14 protein-coding genes are annotated in these 19694 nt (G+C 67.9%); 9 read left to right on the forward strand and 5 right to left on the reverse strand.

All coding sequences use genetic code 11. The features are described 5' to 3' along the window. Positions 1–23: 23 nt before the first annotated feature. The gene (locus tag ABN401_RS09930) at positions 24–1535 is read right to left on the reverse strand and encodes a DEAD/DEAH box helicase (protein WP_349684683.1); all 1512 of its coding nucleotides are present in this window, start codon (positions 1533–1535) and stop codon (positions 24–26) included. Positions 1536–1862: 327 nt separating this feature from the next. Between ABN401_RS09930 and ABN401_RS09935 the strand changes: the two genes are divergently transcribed. Beyond that, on the forward strand, positions 1863–2066 hold the full coding sequence (locus ABN401_RS09935; protein WP_349684684.1) for a hypothetical protein: 204 nt from the start codon (positions 1863–1865) through the stop codon (positions 2064–2066). Further along, positions 2056–2406 carry a type II toxin-antitoxin system PemK/MazF family toxin gene (locus ABN401_RS09940; RefSeq protein ID WP_349684685.1) on the forward strand — a complete coding sequence of 117 codons (351 nt, stop codon included), beginning with the start codon at positions 2056–2058 and terminating at the stop codon, positions 2404–2406. Before ABN401_RS09935 ends, ABN401_RS09940 begins: the two co-directional genes overlap by 11 nt. Before the next feature lie 13 nt (positions 2407–2419). Here ABN401_RS09940 and ABN401_RS09945 read toward each other — a convergent pair whose 3' ends face one another. Continuing rightward, entirely contained in the window at positions 2420–3982 is a 1563-nt protein-coding gene (locus ABN401_RS09945; protein ID WP_349684686.1) for a carboxylesterase/lipase family protein, read from the reverse strand. A 273-nt stretch (positions 3983–4255) separates the two neighbouring features. On the opposite strand from ABN401_RS09945, the gene ABN401_RS09950 reads away from it, so the two are divergent. From ABN401_RS09950 to ABN401_RS09980, 7 genes are all read left to right on the forward strand, one after another. After that, a complete protein-coding gene (locus ABN401_RS09950; RefSeq protein ID WP_349684687.1) occupies positions 4256–6361 on the forward strand; it encodes a malate synthase G in 2106 nt (701 codons plus the stop codon). 100 nt (positions 6362–6461) lie between these two features. Beyond that, positions 6462–6800, forward strand: a complete 339-nt coding sequence (locus ABN401_RS09955; RefSeq protein ID WP_349684688.1) for an AprI/Inh family metalloprotease inhibitor — start codon at positions 6462–6464, stop codon at positions 6798–6800. A gap of 67 nt (positions 6801–6867) precedes the next feature. After that, a complete protein-coding gene (locus ABN401_RS09960; protein ID WP_349684689.1) occupies positions 6868–7749 on the forward strand; it encodes an ABC transporter ATP-binding protein in 882 nt (293 codons plus the stop codon). 10 nt (positions 7750–7759) lie between these two features. Beyond that, positions 7760–11335, forward strand: a complete 3576-nt coding sequence (locus ABN401_RS09965; RefSeq protein ID WP_349684690.1) for an ABC transporter permease/M1 family aminopeptidase — start codon at positions 7760–7762, stop codon at positions 11333–11335. 247 nt (positions 11336–11582) lie between these two features. Beyond that, positions 11583–14261 (forward strand): pyruvate, phosphate dikinase, encoded by a 2679-nt coding sequence (gene ppdK / locus ABN401_RS09970; protein WP_349684691.1) that lies wholly within the window; start codon positions 11583–11585, stop codon positions 14259–14261. A 164-nt stretch (positions 14262–14425) separates the two neighbouring features. Then, entirely contained in the window at positions 14426–15289 is an 864-nt protein-coding gene (locus ABN401_RS09975) for a 2-dehydropantoate 2-reductase (protein WP_349684692.1), read from the forward strand. A 160-nt stretch (positions 15290–15449) separates the two neighbouring features. Next, the gene (locus ABN401_RS09980) at positions 15450–15980 is read left to right on the forward strand and encodes a porin family protein (protein ID WP_349684693.1); all 531 of its coding nucleotides are present in this window, start codon (positions 15450–15452) and stop codon (positions 15978–15980) included. Between the two features lie 55 nt (positions 15981–16035). On the opposite strand, the gene ABN401_RS09985 is transcribed toward ABN401_RS09980, so the two are convergent. From ABN401_RS09985 to ABN401_RS09995, 3 genes are all read right to left on the reverse strand, one after another. Next, positions 16036–16293: a hypothetical protein gene (locus ABN401_RS09985; protein WP_349684694.1), complete on the reverse strand. Its 258-nt coding sequence runs from the start codon at positions 16291–16293 to the stop codon at positions 16036–16038. 98 nt (positions 16294–16391) lie between these two features. Continuing rightward, complete coding sequence (locus ABN401_RS09990) at positions 16392–17543, reverse strand: beta-ketoacyl-ACP synthase III (protein ID WP_349684695.1); 1152 nt, start codon at positions 17541–17543, stop codon at positions 16392–16394. A 70-nt stretch (positions 17544–17613) separates the two neighbouring features. Continuing rightward, positions 17614–19689: a capsule polysaccharide biogenesis protein gene (locus ABN401_RS09995; protein ID WP_349684696.1), complete on the reverse strand. Its 2076-nt coding sequence runs from the start codon at positions 19687–19689 to the stop codon at positions 17614–17616. Positions 19690–19694 lie beyond the last annotated feature (5 nt).

A 19694-nucleotide genomic window follows, 5' to 3' on the forward strand; every position in this document is an offset into this window, starting at 1 on the left:
CTCGTGAAAGACGAAACGGGTCGTCAGGCCCGGGCGACGTAGCCTTTGCCGCCGTTGGACGGACGACGGCGACGCGGACGGCGCTTGATCTCGCCCTCCTTGGCTGGGCCCGTGGCGGCTGCCTCGACCGGCCGCGAGCGGGCGCGGTCGCCGGCGAGGGGATCGAACGGCACGACGTTGGAGATCGGACGATCGCCGCCGTCGCCCCGGCCGGAGCCCTGACCCTGGCCGCCGCGTCCACCGCGCACGCGGTGCGGTTGACCGCCGTGGCTGGGCTTGACGCCGTCGCGGCGCGGGTTGCGGGGACCGCGCTGCTGGCGTTCACCCCGGTCGTCGTCGGGCATCGAGGCCTTCTTGCCGACGCCGGCCGCCATGATCGAGGCGTCGAGGCGACCCAGGACCGGGTCGTTGCGGCGGTCGCTGGCGGGGATCTTCTGGCGCGTGACCTTCTCGATGTCGCGCAGCAGCTTCATCTCGTCGCCGGCGACGAAGCTGACGGCCGAGCCGTCCTTGCCCGCCCGCGCGGTCCGGCCGATGCGGTGGACATAGGCCTCGGGCACGAAGGGCAGTTCGAAGTTCACGACGTGGGAGACGCCGTCCACGTCGATGCCGCGCGCGGCGATGTCGGTGGCGACCAGCACGCGCAGCTTGCCGGCCTTGAAGGCGGCGAGGGTGCGTTCACGCTGGGGCTGGGACTTGTTGCCGTGGATCGCGCCGGCCTGAACGCCGCCGGCCTCCAGATAGGCCGCGACCTTGTCGGCGCCGTGCTTGGTCTTGGTGAAGACCAGGCAGCGCGTGTAGTTCGGGTCCGAGAACATCTCGGTCAGCAGGGCGCGCTTGCGGCCCTGTTCGACATAGACGACCGACTGGTTGATGCGCTCGACCGTGGTCGATTGCGGCGTGACCTGGACCTTGACGGGATCCTTCAGCAGTTCGCCCGCCAGCTTGCCGATCTCGGTCGGCATGGTGGCCGAGAAGAACAGGTTCTGGCGTTTGGCCGGGATGCGGCTGACGATCTGGCGGATCGGTTTGACGAAGCCGAGGTCCAGCATCTGGTCGGCCTCGTCCAGGACGAAGATCTCGGTCGAGGACAGGTCCAGCGTCTTCTGCTGCATGTGGTCCAGCAGGCGGCCGGGGGTGGCGACCAGGACGTCGAGGCCGCCCTGGAGCGCGCGCTCCTGCGGGCCGTATTTCACGCCGCCGAACACGACCGCGACCTTGAAGCCGAGGTGTTTGCCATAGGCCTTGAAGCTGTCGGCGATCTGGCTGGCCAGTTCGCGCGTCGGCGACAGGACCAGGCAGCGGGTGGTGCGCGGCAGGGGGGCGACGCGGTTCTCGGCCAGACGATGCAGGATCGGCAGGGCGAAGGCCGCCGTCTTGCCGGTGCCGGTCTGGGCGATGCCCAGCAGATCCTTGCCGGTCATGACCGAGGGGATGGCCTGGGCCTGGATCGGGGTGGGGATGGTGTAGCCCTCGGTGGTGAGGGCCTGGAGAAGGGCCTTGTTCAGGCCGAAGGATTCGAAGGTGGTGCTCATGGGAGCGGATGTCTTTCGCATGCGGCGACGCGCATCGGCCGGGCTGAGACGCCAAAGGACCGCGCGCCGCCAATCCCGACGGATCGCCAGAGTGGCGGTCGCGGGCTTGATCGGGCGCCGCCCCGCGTGTCCGGGCAGCGAATGAATCTTGAGGGCCGGCCGCTGCTACAGTCAGGTCTTCGCTTGGGAGGAAGACCCACACGCGCTGGAGCGCACCGGGGGTCGCAACGGTGCGACGGAGGTCACATGGGCTTCGAATACGGTGAAGTCAAGGCGAGGGAGACGGACGTGGCGAGTTGCTGTAGTCTTGGCCAGAGAGCAGAGACTATGAACGACATCGTCCGAGACACCCTGATCGCAAAGATCGCCCAACTGCCCGACGAGCGTGTGGCCGAGATCATGACTTTCGTGGATTTCGTCCGCGCTCAGGAAGAGCACCGCGCTCTCGTCCGCGACTGCCTGCGAGCGAGCGAACCCGCTTTCGCCAAGGTGTGGGATAACGAAGAAGACGACATCTACAATGATCTCTGAGTTCGGCGACGTCGTCGTCGTCGACTTTCCCTTCACCGACCAGTCGGCCGCCAAGCGTCGCCCGGCCGTGGTGATCAGTGCCGCAAACTACAACCGTCAGCGTCCGGACGTCATTCTCCTGGCGATCACCAGCAAGATCGACCGAGCATTGATGGAAGGCGACGTGCTGATATCGGATTGGCGGACTGCCGGGCTCCTGAAGCCTTCCGCCTTCAAGCTCGTGATTGGCACCTTCAGCAAGGCTTCGATCACGGGAAGACTGGGACACCTGGGCGACGCGGACCGGACCGTCTTGAATCAGACGGTCTTCCAGTTGCTCGGCAATATTTCGCAAGCATAAGACCCTCCGCAGATCACGTCCCTGGCTGGACATAGGGAATGCGGGCGAACAGGCGGCGTTCGTCGCCGCGCGGATCGTCCTCCATCCGGGGTGGGACGTCCATGATCATCGTCTGGCGGCGGGTCAGATCATAGGGGGCCCAGGTCGGCAGTCCGGCATGGTTGGGATCGCCGGTGCGGGCGAAGGCGACGAAGGCCCCCGACAGGATGTCGGCCATCGTCTGGGCCTGCGGACCCTGGGCGCGGCTGCCGGGGGCGCCGACGGTATCGAGCGCCAGGGGAATGTCGTCGGTGTGCATCGCGCCGCGTTGGCCACCGTCGATCGGGCTGGTCCAGTTCAGCTGATAGACCCAGGCCGGGCTGCCGGACGCCGCCCGGGCCTCGGCCTCTATGACGGCCCCGCGCCAGGAGCGGGCGGCGGTGGTGGCGGCGAAGAAGACCTCTGACGGCGACCAGTCGGGATGCATCGCTCGGTAGGCGGCGACGACCCCTTCAGGCGCGACGTCGATGCGCATGTTGGCCATCGTCATGCGGCCGGGCAGATCGTCCCAGGCGAGGCTGAAGTTCGCCGGATCGGCGCCGAGGAAGGCGCGGGTCTCGTCGCGGGTGTTGCCGATGATCATAGGGATTTGCGCCGACTGGGCGGGAGCGTCCGGATAGAAGGGGTGGCGCGTCAGGGTGCGGTCGTCCAGCACGGGGGCGAACGACAGGGAGCCGTAGCCGAGGACGGGATCGGTGGTCTCGGTGGCGCGCAGCAGCCGGTCGACGGGCAGGGTGGCGACCTCGGCCGCGCGCTCGGGCGGCAGGTCCAGCGCCTCGAGCCAGGCCAGGGCCCGGCGGGTCGCGTTCATGGGGCCCGAAGCGGTGACCTGCTGGCCGCTCATGGTCGCGACGCGGTGGAACAGTCCGGCGGCGGCGGGCGTGGCCATCAGGGTCGCGATCTTGGCCCCACCGCCCGACTGGCCGAAGACCAAGATGCGTCCGGGATCGCCGCCGAAGGCCGCGATGTTGTCGCGGACCCACCGAAGGGCAAGGATCAGGTCCAGTTGGCCCGCATTGCCGCTGTCGGCGAAGGCAGGGCCCGCCAGCCGCGCCAGATAGGCATATCCGAACACGTTCAGCCGGTGGTTCAGAGTGACGACCACCACGTCGTTTCGGCCGGCCAACCGCGCGCCGTCGTAGAGCGGACTGGAGCCCGAGCCGGTCGAATAGCCGCCGCCGTGGATGTAGACCATCACCGGCCGCCGGCCGTCGTCGAGCGCGGGCGTCCAGACGTTCAGGAACAGGCAGTCCTCGTCCTGGTTCGGCTCGGCGCCGCCCTGGGGGCTGGCGGAGCCATAGTCGAAGGCGTCGGCGGTCTGGGTCCAGGGGCGGGGAGGGCGCGGGGGCTGGAACCGGCCGATCCCGGTATCGGCACCGTAGCGAACGCCCTTGAACACAGTGACCAGCCCGTCGCGGTAGCCGCGGACCGGGCCATGGCCGGTCGAAGCGACGGGGTGATCGGCCCCGCCCTGCGCCCATCCCGCGAGCATAGGCAGCAGCAGGCCCGCCATCACTGTCCGACGTTGAGCATGCATCACACCCTCCGTGCACCCCGGCGAAGGCCGGGTTCCAGATCCAGACGCGATGCCGGAAGCGGCCCTCAGGCCAGGGAGCATTCCGGCGTCTGCGACCGCGCTGGACCCCGGCCGTCGCCGGGGTGCACGGTGAGTGAAGGGTAGGCCGGGTGGCTGGCTATGTCACCGGTGTCAGGTGGATGGTGGCTTGCGGACGCATCCGCCGACCGCTCTAGTGCGATCACGCATTGTTACGAGCCGCCTCCCAAGCCCGGCTCCCGCCGGAGATGTCCCATGGCCCACACCGACCGCGCCGGCCTTCTGGTCGCAGACGAACTGGCGGCCTTCGTCGAGACGGAGGTCCTGCCGGGGCTCGGCATCACGCCGGAAGGCTTCTGGGCGGGCGTGGCGGACATCTTCGCTCGGTTCACCCCCGACAACCGCGCGCTGCTGGCGACGCGGGATGACCTCCAGTCGCGCATCGACGCCTGGCATGCGGAGCGCAAGGGCCAGCCGCACGACGCCGGGGCGACCGACGCCTTCCTGCGCGAGATCGGCTATCTGGTGCCCGAGCCCGCGCCCTTTCAGATCGGCACGGAGCGGGTGGACGACGAACTGGCGCGACTGGCCGGACCGCAGCTGGTGGTCCCGATCCTGAACGCGCGGTTCCTGTTGAACGCCGCCAACGCGCGGTGGGGAAGCCTGTACGACGCCCTCTATGGGACCGACGCCCTCGGCGATCTGCCGGCTGCGGGCCGTTACGATGTCGAACGGGGCGCGCGGGTCGTGGCGCGGGCCAAGGCCTTCCTTGACGAGGCGGTGCCGCTGGAGACTGTGTCCTGGGCCGATGTGGACGAAAGCTTCTCCCACGCCATCGCCCTGAAGCATCAGGACCAGTTCGTCGGGCGCACCGAGAAGGGCGTCCTTTATCGCCACAACGGCCTGCACATCGAGGTGGTGTTCGACCGGGACCATCCGGTGGGCGCGACCGACCCGGCGGGCATCGCCGATGTGATCCTGGAATCGGCCCTGTCGACGATCTGCGATCTGGAGGACTCGGTCGCGGCGGTCGATGCGGCCGACAAGACCGCCGCCTATCGCAACTGGCTGGGCCTGATGAAGGGCGATCTGTCGGCCAGCGTCCAGAAGGGCGGTCGGACGCTGGAGCGGGTGCTTGAGGCGGATCGGGTCTACACCACCGACGACGGCTCGACCGGGACGCTGAAGGGGCGGTCGTTGTTGTTCGTCAGAAACGTCGGCCACCTGATGACCAATCCGGCTATCCGCCTGCCGGACGGCTCGGAGGCGTTCGAGGGGATGCTCGACGCCATCCTGACATCGCTGATCGGCCTGTATGACCTGGGAGGCCTCGGCCGGTTCCGGAACTCCACGGCGGGGTCGATCTACATCGTCAAGCCGAAGATGCATGGACCGGACGAAGCGGCCTTCACCGACCGGCTGTTCGACGCCGTCGAGGACCTGCTGGGACTGGAGCGGCACACCATCAAGGTCGGGGTGATGGACGAGGAACGACGCACCTCGGCCAACCTCGCGGCCTGCATCCACGCGGTCAGGGACCGGATCGTCTTCATCAACACCGGCTTTCTGGATCGCACGGGCGACGAAATCCATACGGCCATGCAGGCGGGGCCGGTGGTCAGGAAGGCCGACATCAAGAGTTCGAAGTGGATCGCGGCCTATGAGGCGCGCAACGTCGCGATCGGCCTGGCGTGCGGCCTGTCGGGGCGGGCCCAGATCGGCAAGGGCATGTGGGCGGCACCGGATCGCATGGCCGACATGCTGGAGCAGAAGATCGGCCATCCGAAGACCGGGGCCAACACCGCGTGGACGCCCAGCCCGACGGCCGCGACGCTTCACGCCATGCACTATCACGCTGTCGATGTTTTCGCCGTGCAGAAGGAGGTGGCGCAGCGACCGACGCCGGGGTTGGAGGATCTGCTCACCCCGCCCCTGGCTCAGGGTGCCGACTGGTCCGAGCAGGTGGTGTCCGACGAGCTCGACAACAACGCCCAGGGCATCCTCGGCTACGTTGTGCGCTGGATCGACCAGGGTGTCGGGTGCTCCAAGGTGCCCGATATCCACGACATCGGCCTGATGGAAGATCGGGCGACGCTGCGGATCAGTTCGCAGCACATCGCCAACTGGCTGTTGCACGGGGTCTGCACCGACGCGCAGGTCGAGGCGGCCTTGCTTCGGATGGCCGCCAAGGTCGATGCCCAGAACGCGGGCGACCCGCTGTATCGTCCAATGGCGTCAGAGCCGGAGGCCAGCCTGGCCTATCAGGCGGCGCGGGCGCTTGTGTTCGAGGGCGTGGCCCAGCCGAATGGCTACACCGAGCCCCTGCTGCATGCGTTCCGTTTGAAGCTGAAGGGCGGCTGATCGGCCTTGCGGTGGCCATCCTGCGGGGCGAGGGTGGGCCATGAGGAGCCGACGACATGACCCCGTCTTCCGAGCCGCCGCCGTTCTCGCGACCCTGCTGATGACTGCCTGCGCCCCCCCGCCGGCGTCGTCAGAGCCTCAAGAGCCGGTGCTGGCGGTGGATCAGGTCGCCGGATACTGGGCGCTGACCGAGGTCGGCGGCGGGGCGCAATGCGAACTGGCGCTGGCCAACCTGATCGTCGAGGGCGTCCGTCCAGCACGGACGGAAAACTGCGGTCTGCCGATCGTCGCCAAGGCCAGATCCTGGCGGGCGACCGAGGGCGGATTCCAGCTGCTGGGGGCCGACGATGGGGTCGTCATGGCTTTCCGGCGGACGGACGAAGATGCGTTCGAAGAGGTGGCTGGACGCTACCGACTGACCCGCGCGCCGCTATCCTGACGTAATCGTAACTTGCGGCGTGCCGATCGCCGTGACAAGTTTCCTTGACCAAAAAAAGGGCTGTCGCATGCTGTCGGTGAAGAATCTTGTCCACGTCTATGGCAACGGAACGCGCGCGCTGGACGATGTCTCGCTGAGCGTTCCGACCGGAATGTTCGGTCTGCTGGGGCCGAACGGGGCGGGCAAGTCGACCCTGATGCGCTCCATCGCCACGCTGCAGACCCCCACTTCGGGCTCCATCGACTTCGACGGCATCGACGCCATCGCCGAGCCTGAGAAGCTGCGGCGCACCCTCGGCTATCTGCCCCAGGACTTCGGCGTTTATCCGCGCGTTTCGGCCTACGACATGCTGGATCATATGGCGGTGCTGAAGGGCATCGCCGGCGGCAAGGAACGCAAGGAGACGGTCGAGAGCCTGCTGAACCAGACCAATCTCTGGTCGGTCAGGAAGAAGGCCCTGGCGGGTTTCTCGGGCGGTATGCGCCAGCGGTTCGGCATCGCTCAGGCCCTGATCGGCAATCCCAAGCTGATCATCGTCGACGAGCCGACGGCGGGTCTGGACCCCGAGGAGCGCAACCGCTTCCTGAACCTGCTGGCCGAGATCGCCGACAACGTCGTCATCATCCTGTCGACCCACATCGTCGAGGACGTGGCCGACCTGTGCCCGCGCATGGCGGTGCTGGCCGGCGGCAAGATCCAGCTGGAGGGCGCGCCCGCCGAGCTGATGGAGCGGCTGAACGGCCGGGTCTGGAAGAAGACCATCGACAAGGAGGCGCTGGAAGAACACCGCGCCAGGCACGAGGTCATCTCGACGCGCCTGTTCGCGGGCAAGACCGTGATCCACGTCCTGTCTGACCGGCGTCCGGGCGAGGGCTTCGAGCCCGTGCCGGGCGGGCTTGAGGACGTCTATTTCTCGACGCTGTCGGCGTCGCGCAAGATCGCCGCGTAAGGCCGGCCGCATGTTCGCGAAGATCGCCGCCTTCGAATTCCGCTACCAGCTGCGCCAGCCGGCCTTCTGGGTCATCGCCATCATCTTCACCCTGTTCAGCTTCGGCCTGGTCGCGGCGTCGGACAACATCTCGATCGGGGGCGGGGGCAATGTGAACGTCAACGCGCCCTATGCCCTGGCGCAGGCGCACACGATCTTCGCCATCCTGTTCATGCTGGCGACGACGGCCATTGTGGCCAATGTCGTCGCCCGTGACGCCACCACCGGCTTCGGGCCGATGATCCAGGCGACCCAGGCGACCAAGTTCGACTATCTTTACGGCCGTTTCGCCGGGGCCTTCGCCGCCGTCGCCCTGTGCTTCCTCAGCGTCTCGATCGGCATCGCTCTGGGCACGTTCATGCCCTGGGTCGACCAGGAGACGGTGGGGCCGTTCCGGCCGGGCGACTATGCCTGGTCCTATCTGGTCATGGGCCTGCCGGGTGTCTTCCTGACCTCGGCGCTGTTCTTCGCCCTGGCGACGGTGACCCGCTCGATGATGGCGACCTATGTCGGCGTCGTCGCCGTCTTCATCATCTACATCAGCCTGACCTCGGCTCTGGCGCGTCCGGAGTTCGAGCAGGCCCTGGCCTGGCTGGAGCCGTTCGGGGCCTCGGCCTACGGCCTGGTGACCCGCTACTGGACGCCGGTCGAGCGCAACACCCTTAATCCGGCCCTGGAAGGGGTCTTCCTCTACAACCGCCTGATCTGGACCGGCGTGGGCGCGGTCTTCCTGGCCGCCGCCTATTTCCTGTACCGCCCCGCGGCGCGGGGAGCCAAGGCGACCAAGCAGGACAAGCTGCGCGCCCTGGCCGAGAAGGCCCCCGCCGCGCCCGCGTCGTCCGGCCCCCTGCCGGCGCCCAGCTATGGTTTCGCGTCTGGCTGGGCCCAGCTGCGTCGTCGCACCGGCTTCGAGATGGCGCTGATCTTCAAGAGCCCCGCCTTCCTGGTGCTGATCGTTCTGGGGGCCTTCCAGGGCGTCGGCACCCTGCTGTTCGCGGGCGAGCTCTATGGCGCGCCGGTCTTCCTTGTCACGCGGCTGGTCATCGAACTGCTGATCGGGGCGTTCGGCATCGTCGCGATCATCGTCGCCATCTACTACGCGGGCGAGCTGGTCTGGCGGGATCGCGAGCGGCGCACGCACGAGATCATCGACGCCACGCCCACGCCGGACTGGACCTTCCTGGTTCCCAAGACCCTGGCCCTGATCCTGGTGCTCGGCTCGATTCTGGTCGTCGGCATGCTGACCGGCATGGCGATCCAGACCTACAAGGGCGGCGTCGACTACGAGATCGACAAATATGTGCTGTGGTTCCTGCTGCCGGGCACGCTGAACTTCGCCTTCATCGCGGTTCTGGCGATCTTCGTTCAGGCCCTGTCGCCCAACAAATTCGTCGGCTGGGCCCTGATGGTGGTCTATCTGGTCGGCACCATCGTCCTGGGCAATCTAGGTTTCGAGCACATTCTGTATCGTTACGGCAGCGGACCCGGCGTGCCCCTGTCCGACATGAACGGCACGGGCGATTTCCAGACCTTCGCCAACTGGGCGGATGCCTACTGGACCGCGTTCGCCACTATCCTGTTGGTGCTGGCCTACGCCTTGTGGCGGCGCGGGACCGAGACCCGTCTCATGCCGCGCCTGCGCCGGCTGCCGCGTCGTCTGATGGGCCCGGCGGGCGCGGTCATAGCCGTGGCACTGGTGGCCTTCGTCGGCCTGGGCGGCTTCATCTTCTACAACACCAATGTCCTGAACGAGTACCAGACGTCCGACCAGGAGGAGCGGCGACAGGCCGAGTACGAGAAGACGCTGCTGCGCTTCGAGGACACGCCCCAGCCGTCCATGGTCAGCGTGACCTACGTCATGGACCTGGATCCCCACGCGCCGCGCCTGGAGACCCAGGGAACCTATGTCGTCGAGAACCGCACGGGCGCGCCCCTGTCCGAGATGCACCTGCGCTGGCTGCCTGATCTTCAGGTCACCCGCATGGAGGTCGAGGGCGCGACCATCGCCCGCGAGTGGGAGGAGTTCGACTACCGCATCTACCGCTTCGCCACGCCGATGGCTCCCGGCGAGCGGCGGACGGTGCGGTTCGAGACCGTGTTCGAGCAACGGGGCTTCAAGCATCGCGGCAACACCACCCGGCTGGTCGACAACGGCACCTTCGTCTCCAACAACGAGTTCGCGCCGATCATCGGCATGAGCCGCCAGGGGCTGCTGGGCGACCGCACCACGCGGCGCAAATACGGCCTGCCCGCCGAACTGCGCCAGGCGCGGCTGGAGGACACCTCCGCCCAGGGCCGGAACTATGTCGGGGCCGATTGGGTCACCTCGGACATCACCGTCACCACGGTGGCTGACCAGACCCCGATCGCCCCGGGCTACAAGGTCTCCGACACCACGGCCAACGGTCGGCGCACCGCCCGTTTCGTCACCGAGGCCCCCATCCTCAACTTCCTGTCGGTCCAGTCGGCCCGGTACGAGGTCGAGCGCGAGGTCCACGACGGCATCGAACTGGCCGTCTATCACCAGCCCGGCCACGAGCGGAACGTCGGCCGCATGATCCAGTCCCTGAAGACCGGGCTCGACTACTTCCAGGCGGCGTTCGGCCCCTACCAGTTCCGTCAGGTGCGGATCATCGAGTTCCCGGCCTATGCGAGCTTCGCCCAGGCGTTCGCCAACACCATCCCCTATTCGGAATCGCTGGGCTTCATTGCCGACTTCCGCGACCCGGAGAAGATCGACTACGTCACCTACATCACCGCCCACGAACTGGGTCACCAGTGGTGGGCGCACCAGGTGGTCAGCGCGGACTCGCAGGGGTCGACGACCCTGACCGAGACCCTGGCCCAGTACTCGGCCCTGATGGTCATGAAGGAGACCTATGGCGCGGATCAGATCCGCCGGTTCCTCAAGTTCGAGCTGGACAACTATCTGCGCAGCCGTGGCACCGAGCGGCTGGAGGAACTGCCGCTCTATCGTGTCGAGAACCAGGGCTACATCCACTACCAGAAGGGCGGATCGGTCATGTATCTGCTGGCCGACCAGATCGGCGAGGACCGGGTCAACGCCGCCCTGCGGACCCTGGTCCAGCGGTTCGGCTTCCAGGGCGCGCCCTATCCGCGCTCGCTGGACCTGATCGCGGCCCTTCGCGCCGTGGCGCCCGCCGACAAGCAAGCCCTGATCACCGACCTGTTCGAGCGGATCACCCTGTATGACGTGAAGGTCAACGAAACGACGGCCACGCGCCGGTCCGACGGACGCTGGGACGTCGCGGTCACGGTCGAGGCGCGCAAGCTCTATGCCGACGGCCAGGGCGTCGAGACGGAAGCGCCGCTGAACGAGACGTTCGACATCGGACTGTTCTCGGCCGAGCCGGGCGACGGAGCCTTCGACGCCGGCGACGTCCTGTTGTTCGAGCGCCGGCCCCTGCGGACCGGGGTGCAGACCTTCCGCTTCACCACGGCCCAGAAGCCCACGTTCGCGGGCGTCGACCCCTACAACAAGTGGATCGACCGCAACTCCGACGACAATGTGCGGAGCGTGGAATAGGGAACCCGCCGCCGCATCACCCTTTGTTACAGCCCGGCCTCGCCTTCGCGCGCGCAGCACGCTAGACCTTGATCCGCTGAGGAGGGATCGCTTCGCGATCCCGCCGAAGCTGGTGAATCAAGGTCCAGCTTCGATCTGCGGCCTGATCTGATCGCAAAACCGCTTACACTTTTCCGGATCAGGCCGTAGTCAGGGCCGGTTTCCGAGCGGGGCCAACCCGCCGCATCCGATCCTCAGGGGCTGACGAATGACCAAGTGGGTGTACGGCTTCGGCGGGGGCTCCGCCGACGGCGACGCGTCGATGAAGAATCTGCTGGGGGGCAAGGGCGCCAACCTGGCGGAGATGTCGTCGCTGGGCCTGCCGGTGCCGCCGGGCTTCACCATCACCACGGAGGCCTGCGTCCACTACTATTCCAACGGCCAGACCTACCCCGACGGGCTCCAGGCCCAGGTGGCCGAGGGGCTGAAGACGGTCGAGAGGGTGGTCGGCAAGACCTTCGGCGATGCGTCGAATCCCTTGCTGGTCAGCGTCCGCTCCGGTGCCCGCGCCTCCATGCCGGGCATGATGGACACGGTGCTGAACCTCGGCCTCAACGACGCCACGGTCGAGGGGCTGGCCAAGCTCAGCGGTGACCGCCGGTTCGCCTTCGACAGCTATCGCCGCTTCATCACCATGTATTCCAGCGTCGTCCTGGGGATGAGCCACGACGACTTCGAGGAGGTCCTGGACGACCACAAGGACCGTCTGGGCGTCACCGTCGACACCGACCTGAAGGCCGCCGACTGGGAAAAGGTCGTCGTCGAATACAAGGCCGTGGTCGAGCGCGAGCTGGGCCGACCCTTCCCTCAGGACCCGCATGAACAGCTGTGGGGCGCGGTCTCGGCCGTCTTCGCCAGCTGGATGAACGACCGGGCCAAATTCTATCGCCGCATGCACGACATCCCCGAAAGCTGGGGCACGGCGGTCAACGTCCAGTCGATGGTGTTCGGCAACATGGGCGAGACCTCGGCCACGGGTGTCGCCTTCACCCGCAACCCCTCGACCGGCGAGGCGCGGCTGTACGGCGAGTTCCTGATCAACGCCCAGGGCGAGGACGTGGTCGCGGGCATCCGCACGCCCCAGTCCCTGACCCGGGCCGGGCGCGAGGAGATGGGCGAGACGGCGCCTTCGATGGAAGAGGCGATGCCCGAGGTCTTCGCCCAGTTCGTCGACGTCGTCGGCAAGCTGGAGACCCACTACCGCGACATGCAGGACATCGAGTTCACGGTCGAACAGGGCCGACTGTGGATGCTTCAGACCCGCAACGGCAAGCGCACCGCCAAGTCCGCGCTGAAGATCGCCGTCGACCTCGCCGCCGAGGGCGTCATTTCCCAGGAAGAGGCGATCAGCCGGGTCGAGCCCTCGGCGCTGGACCAACTGCTGCACCCGACACTCGATCCCAACGCGACCCGCAACGTCGTGGCCGCCGGCCTCCCCGCCAGCCCGGGTGCCGCGACCGGCAAGGTCTGTTTCGACGCCGACGAGGCCGAGCGGCTGAACCAGCTGGGCGACGCCGTCATCCTGGTGCGTGAGGAGACCTCGCCGGAGGACATCCACGGCATGCACGCGGCCCGCGGCATCGTCACCGCGCGCGGCGGCATGACCAGCCACGCGGCGGTGGTGGCGCGCGGCATGGGCCGGCCCTGCGTGTCCGGCGCGGGCGAGATCCACATCGACGAAAAGGCCCAGACCTTCACCGCGCGCGGCCGCGTCTTCAAGGCCGGCGAGGTCATCACCATCGACGGCTCCAGGGGCGAGGTGCTGGACGGGGCGGTGGCCATGATCGAACCGGAGCTGACCGGCGACTTCCAGACCCTGATGGCCTGGGCGGACAAGGTGCGCCGCCTGCGCGTGCGCGCCAACGCCGAGACCCCGCTGGACGCCAAGACCGCGCGCGGCTTCGGAGCCGAGGGCATCGGCCTGTGCCGGACCGAGCACATGTTCTTCGACGAGGAACGCATCTCGGCGGTGCGCGAGATGATCCTGGCCGACGACGAACAAGGCCGCCGCGCGGCCCTGGCCAAGATCGAGCCGTTCCAGAAGTCGGACTTCGTCGAGCTGTTCACCATCATGGCCGGTCTGCCGGTCACGGTGCGGCTGCTCGATCCGCCGCTGCACGAGTTCATCCCGCACTCGGACGAGGACCTGGACGCGCTGGCCGCGTCCTCCGGGCTGGACGCCGCCAAGCTGAAGAAGCGGGCGCGGGAGTTGCAGGAAACCAACCCCATGCTGGGCCATCGCGGCTGCCGGCTGGGCGTCGCCTATCCCGAAATCTATGAAATGCAGGTCCGCGCGGTCCTGGAGGCGGCGATCGCGGTCAAACAGGCGTCGGGCACCGCACCGATCCCCGAGATCATGCACCCGCTGGTCGCGCTCGGCCTGGAGATGAAGTTCCTGCGCGAACTGACCGACCGGACGGCGAAGGCCGTGTTCGAGGCCGCCGGCGACAGCGTCGAATACCTGGTCGGCACCATGATCGAACTGCCGCGCGCGGCGCTCAGGGCCGGGGACCTGGCCGAGCACGCCGAGTTCTTCAGCTTCGGCACCAACGACCTGACCCAGACGACGTTCGGCATCAGCCGTGACGATTCGGGCCGGTTCCTGCAGGCCTATATGGACAAGGGCATCTTCGAGACCGACCCCTTCGTCCGCCTGGACCAGGAAGGTGTCGGCGACCTGATCCGTATCGCCGCCGAGCGGGGCGGGGCGGTCCGGCCCGACATCAAGATGGGTATCTGTGGCGAGCACGGCGGTGACCCGGCGTCCATCGCCTTCTGCGAACAGGTCGGCCTGGCCTATGTCAGCTGCTCGCCCTACCGCGTGCCGATCGCGCGGCTGGCCGCGGCCCAGGCGGCGCTGAACGTGGAACGCGAGAAAGATCGGTGAAGGCGTCCTTTCTCCCCTCGCGGGAGAAGGTGGCCCGGAGAGCCGGATGAGGGGTATGTGGATGCACCCACGTTGGTTCGGATAGCCCACATTTCGCAGACCGAGTTTCACCCCTCATCCGTCTCGCTCCGCGAGCCACCTTCTCCCGCAAGGTGAGAAGGAAGATGACGGTCGCCGTTGTGGGGCCGGGTGCCATCGGCGGGACGGTCGCCGCCCATCTGATCCAGTCCGGGTTGGACCCGGTCCTGTGCGCGCGCACGCCGTTCGATCGCCTCGTCGTCCACACCCCGGCCGTCCGCATCGAGGCCACGCCGCGCGTCGTGTGGGATCCCTCGCAGGCCGACCCCGTCGATTGGGTGCTGATCGCCACCAAGACCTATGACGTCGCCGCGACGGCTCTCTGGTTGGACCGCCTCGTCGGGCCCGCGACCCGCGTGGCCGTGCTTCAGAATGGCGTGGAGCATGTGACCCGTTTCGCGCCCCACGTCCCCGCCGACCGCATCGTGCCGGTGGTGGTCGAGATCCCGGCCGAACGAAGCGCGCCGGGCGTGGTCGTCCAGCGACGCGACGGCTGGATGAAGGTGCCGACAGGGGCGAACGGCGCGGCGTTCGCAGCTCTGTTCGACAGCCCTGACCTCATTGTCTCCACTGAGGTGGACTGGACGTCGGTGGCCTGGGCCAAGCTGGCCGTCAATTGCGCCGGGGCCGTCAGTGGGCTGACGGGCCGGTCGGCGGGCGTCGTCTCCCGTCCGGACATCGCCGAGCTCATGCGGGATCTGGTCGCCGAATGCCTGGCCGTTGGAACAGCCGAGGGGGCGGTGCTGTCCGCCGACCTGCCCGACCGGGTCGTGGCCCAGACGCAGGCCTCGCCTCCGGACTCGGTCAACTCCCTGCTGGCCGATCGCCGGGCCGGGCGTCCGACCGAATGGGACGCGCGAAACGGCGTCATCGCCCGGCTGGGTCGGAAGCATGGGATCCCCACGCCGCTCAACGCCATGGCCGCGACCCTGCTGGCTGCCCTCGATTAGGGCAAGAAGGCGGCAAGCATAACGACGTCTGTGCTTCGCCGCTCACAGTCGTCGCTATGTAATCGGCCACCTATGGAACGGCCGAGGGCGATACCTACTTGAGCACTCGCTGGATGGGGCCGGGACGATCAGTCCCGCATCTAGGAGTTTGAAAGAAACAATGCGTAACATTCTTCTCGCGACCGCCGCCGTTTCCCTGTTCGCCCTGCCTGTCGCGGCGCAGAGCCTGTCCCAGCCGCAGTGGTACGGGACGGCGGGCTATACGGCCCTTGACGCCGACGACGCCGACCTGGGGGCCGTCACCGGCCGTGTCGGTGCGCGCGTGTCGCCGAACGTCGCCTTTGAAGGCGAAGCCTCGATCGGCGTTCGGGACGACGATGTCACCTTCGGCGGCGTGACCGGCTCGATCGAGCAGGACTATGACGCAGCCGCCTATGCCGTCGGCATCCTGCCGCTGGCTCCGAACTTCGAACTGTTCGGCCGGGTCGGCTACGGCACCACCTCGATCAAGGCCGAGGTCGCCGGCTTCGAGGTCGAGGAGGACGGCGAAAGCGTCAACTACGGCGTCGGCGGCAACTATTTCTTCGACGCCCAGAACGGCATCCGCGCCGACTGGACGCGCCGCGACTTCACCGACGACAACGGCGGCGAGGTCGACACCTACGGCGTGAGCTACGTCCGGAAGTTCTAAGAAGGACCGTCTCCTCCCCGTTCGCCGCTTAGCGAATGGGGAGGGGGCCTCTGCCTCAGCCCGGTTCGGCGATCAGGGCCCAGCGCTTGGAGCCTTCGCCGAAGGGACGCGTGAACCACTCCGAATACCGCTGGAAGGCCTCGATGATGAGGCGGCCCAGATCCGGCGCGACAGGCTCGCCGCGCTGGCGCCTGAGCGCCGCGACGCATTCGATCACCGTGGTCTCGTGAGCAGAACCGCCCAGAGACTTGAGAACCTGCGCGACGTCGCGCGCGAGGGTTTCCAGGAAGTTCGGCTGCTTCGGTTGGTTCATCCGGACGCTCCGCCAGGCTGTCAGGGATGGACCTTCATGAACCCACTCGCCTCGCAGGCGCAAGCTAAGCCGGTGTTATTCGGCTCATCAGTTCGTGATCAGCCGCGTTTACGGACGAACACCGTCCCTGCTGAATAGCCCGCGCCGAAGCTGCAGATCAGCCCGGTCTCGCCCGCATCGAACCCGTCATTGTGCAGATGGAAGGCGATGATCGACCCGGCAGACGAGGTGTTGGCGTATTCGTCCAGGATGATGACATTCTCGGCCTCGGTCGGGTCGCGGCCCAGGACCTTCCTGCCGATCATCTGGTTCATGTTGATGTTGGCCTGGTGCAGCCACAGGCGCTTCAGTCCCTGCGGGTCGATCCCCAGGTCGCCGGCATGGTCGACGATCATGTCCGATACCAGGGGCACCACATCCTTGAAGACCTTGCGGCCCTGCTGGATGAACAGCTTGTCGTCCTGCTGGCCGGCCGCGCGGTCGGACCCGACGGCAGCGCCCGTCTCCAGCGCCCAGCGGTTCAGAAAGCCGAAGTTGTTTCGGATGTTGTTCGAGAACACCGTCTTCAGCCGGGTGCCGAGGATGTCCCATCCGCCCGGGCCGGCCCGGTCCGACGCTTCCACGATCAGGGCGGTGGCCACGTCGCCGAAGATGAAGTGGCTGTCCCGATCGGTGAAGTTCAGGTGAGCCGAACAGACCTCCGGATTGACCATCAGCACGGCCTTGGTCGGGTCGTTCGTCAGGAAGTCGGCCGCGGTCTTGATGCCGAAGGTGGCGGAGCTGCACGCCACGTTCATGTCGAAGCCGAAGCCGTCGATCCCCAGCGCCTGCTGGACCTCGACCGCCAGGGCCGGATACGGGCGGGGCATGTTGGAGGCGGCGCACAGCACCGCGCCGATTTCGCTGACCGGCTTGCCCCAGGCCTCGATGGCCTGACGCGCGGCCTTCACCGCCATCTCGGCCATGATCGACAGCTCGTCGTTGCCGCGCTCGGGGATGCGGGGGGCCATCCGCGCGGGGTCCAGCACGCCGGCCTTGTCCAGCACGAACCGGCTCTTGATGCCCGACGCCTTCTCGATGAACTCGACCGACGACGGCGTAAGCGCCGCGACGTCGCCCTCGGCGATCTGGAGCGCATGGTCGGCGTTCCAGCGCTCGGCCCAGGCATTGTAGGCGGCGACCAGTTCGGCGTTGGAGATGGACTGCTCGGGGGTGAACAGGCCGGTGGCGGCGATGACGGCGTGAGGCAAGGTGGTGTCCCTATCGCTCGGCTCGCGGAGCCTCGCTGTTTGAGGGACGATATCCCTCTGGTTTCAGGTCTCAATAGGACGGCGGCGGGCGGCGGTCGAGACTGGCGATGATGCCCTTCCACCAGCGGGCGATCTGGTGAGGCGGCGGGGGCGGGGCGGGTGTGTCGCGCTCGCGGATCAGGCGCTCGACCAGGTCCTCGGCCTCGCACGGCCAGCCCTCGGGCGTGACATAGATCGGGTACTGGATCAGGGCGGCGGCGACGAGGGCAGCCAGGCCGGCTCGCCGCGTGCGCCGCTCGAAGGTCATCCGGTCGGTCGTCAGCCCCCAGCCGCCGTAGAAGGGTCGCCCATAGGTCGCAACGACCTTGCCACGCAGCAACGCCTCGAAGCCCGACAGCGACGTTAGCGTGGCGAGCGTATCGCAGGCCTCCAGGCAGTCTATGATGTCCAGGTCGTCAGCGACGGCGTCGACTGCCTCCATCGCGTGGGCGTCCAACCGACCGGGGCGGTTGCCGCTCATGACGTCCGGATGGTTGCGGTAGATCAGGAAGGCGTCGGGAAAGTCGGCGCGCGCCGCCTCGACCAGGCCCGAGTTGGTGCGGATGTCGCCGCACCCCTTCAGGATCGATTTGTCGTTCTCGACCTGGCCCACGACCAGCAGCTTCATCCGGTCGGCGGGCCAGTCGGGCCGCGCGGGTCCACTGGCGAGATTGTACTTCGACAGGCCCGCGCCGACGATCCGCGCGCGCAGGGCCGCGGCGCGCGCCAGCATCGCCTCGTCCTGCCCCCCATCGTCGATCAGCCGCTCCAGCCGCGAGGGGGCCGTCGGATCGTAGTAGACGCCGAGATCGTCCAGGGCGACGCTCAGAGCGCCGAAGAAGTCCGAGCCCAGGCCGCGCGACCGAATGAAGCCGTCCTCCATCCGCACCACCGGGGCCGTGGTCGCTGCGGCCGCCGCCGCGATCTCGGGTGTCTCCTTGCCGGCCCAGTAGATCAGACGGCCGCCGGTCCGCTCCGCATGGGCGACGGCGCGAGAGGCGCTGGCGAAGTATCTCAGGTGGGTCTTGGGGCCATTCAGCAGTCGGCGCACCTGGGGGCGCTTGGCCGGGGCGAAGCCGACGGCGGCCCAGTCGCCCGCCAGTCGCTCGGCGCGGTCACGCAGGGTGATGAGCCGCGCGACCGCCGTTTCCGCCTCGCAGCGCTCGCCGGTCTGGGGGTCTATATAGCGGGGATAGGCGATCAGGGCGGCGGCGGTGATCGTCTCGATGTCTCGCGTCACCCCCCGGCGGCCGGTCGTCACCTCATCGGTCGTCAGGCCCCAACCGGAATAGAAGGGGGCACCGAAGCAGCGGACCGGCAGGCCGCGCAGCAGGGCCTCGAACCCGAGCGCCGACGTCACGCACCAGACGGCGTCCACGGCCGCCAGCAAGTCGGGACCCCTGACATCGGTGTCGATCAGGGTCAGCCCGGCCAGTTCGCTGTCCGGAATGCATCCCTGCTTGCGTCCGGCCGCGACGGCGGGGTGGCGTTTGACGATCAGCTGGGCGTCCGGATGCTCGGTGCGCGCGGCCCGGACCATGGCGACGAAACTGTCGGGCCCTGCAAGGCCACAGGCGATGGAGGCGTCCCCCGCCGTCTGGTCGACCAGCAGGATGCGGCGGCCCGGCTTCAGGACCGATGGGGCCAGCGCCGCGCCCATGTTGGTCTTGGACAGGCCCGAGGCGACGATGCGGTCGATCAGGGCGCGGGCGCGGTTTTGCATCGCCGCGTCGCACCAGTCGTCGGCCGTCTGGATCAGACACTCCAGCCGCGAGGGGCGGGTGGCGTCGTAATAGATACCAAGGTCGTCGACGATCAGGCTGAGCGTCGCCGCCCCGCTTTCGCCCAGGCCGATGGAGCGGAGGAAGCCGTCCTCCAGCGCGATATAGGGCAGGCCGGCCCGACCCGCCCTGCGGCGTCCGCCGCGCGAGCTCGGCTTCAGGCCCCAGCCGATGACGGCGTCGACCGAAACCAGCGGACTGGCGTGCAGGTCGAAGTCCGCCAGAAATGTCCGTAGGAACGACGTTTCCCAGATGCCCGGCGAGCACACCCAGGCCCGGCGTCCGGGCGTCGAGGCCGTGTCGGGGGAAGAGGTCGACTGGGACAATCGTC

It is taken from the genome of Brevundimonas aurifodinae, assembly GCF_040195595.1.
GTDB lineage: Bacteria > Pseudomonadota > Alphaproteobacteria > Caulobacterales > Caulobacteraceae > Brevundimonas > Brevundimonas aurifodinae.

Excerpts from the sequence above, each read along its gene's own strand:
- ABN401_RS09930 (WP_349684683.1), bottom strand. The coding sequence starts at position 1,535 with ATGAGCACCACCTTCGAATCCTTCGGCCTGAACAAGGCCCTTCTCCAG.
- ABN401_RS09935 (WP_349684684.1), top strand. The coding sequence starts at position 1,863 with ATGAACGACATCGTCCGAGACACCCTGATCGCAAAGATCGCCCAACTG.
- ABN401_RS09940 (WP_349684685.1), top strand. The coding sequence starts at position 2,056 with ATGATCTCTGAGTTCGGCGACGTCGTCGTCGTCGACTTTCCCTTCACC.
- ABN401_RS09945 (WP_349684686.1), bottom strand. The coding sequence starts at position 3,982 with ATGCATGCTCAACGTCGGACAGTGATGGCGGGCCTGCTGCTGCCTATG.
- ABN401_RS09950 (WP_349684687.1), top strand. The coding sequence starts at position 4,256 with ATGGCCCACACCGACCGCGCCGGCCTTCTGGTCGCAGACGAACTGGCG.
- ABN401_RS09955 (WP_349684688.1), top strand. The coding sequence starts at position 6,462 with ATGACTGCCTGCGCCCCCCCGCCGGCGTCGTCAGAGCCTCAAGAGCCG.
- ABN401_RS09960 (WP_349684689.1), top strand. The coding sequence starts at position 6,868 with ATGCTGTCGGTGAAGAATCTTGTCCACGTCTATGGCAACGGAACGCGC.
- ABN401_RS09965 (WP_349684690.1), top strand. The coding sequence starts at position 7,760 with ATGTTCGCGAAGATCGCCGCCTTCGAATTCCGCTACCAGCTGCGCCAG.
- ppdK (WP_349684691.1), top strand. The coding sequence starts at position 11,583 with ATGACCAAGTGGGTGTACGGCTTCGGCGGGGGCTCCGCCGACGGCGAC.
- ABN401_RS09975 (WP_349684692.1), top strand. The coding sequence starts at position 14,426 with ATGACGGTCGCCGTTGTGGGGCCGGGTGCCATCGGCGGGACGGTCGCC.
- ABN401_RS09980 (WP_349684693.1), top strand. The coding sequence starts at position 15,450 with ATGCGTAACATTCTTCTCGCGACCGCCGCCGTTTCCCTGTTCGCCCTG.
- ABN401_RS09985 (WP_349684694.1), bottom strand. The coding sequence starts at position 16,293 with ATGAACCAACCGAAGCAGCCGAACTTCCTGGAAACCCTCGCGCGCGAC.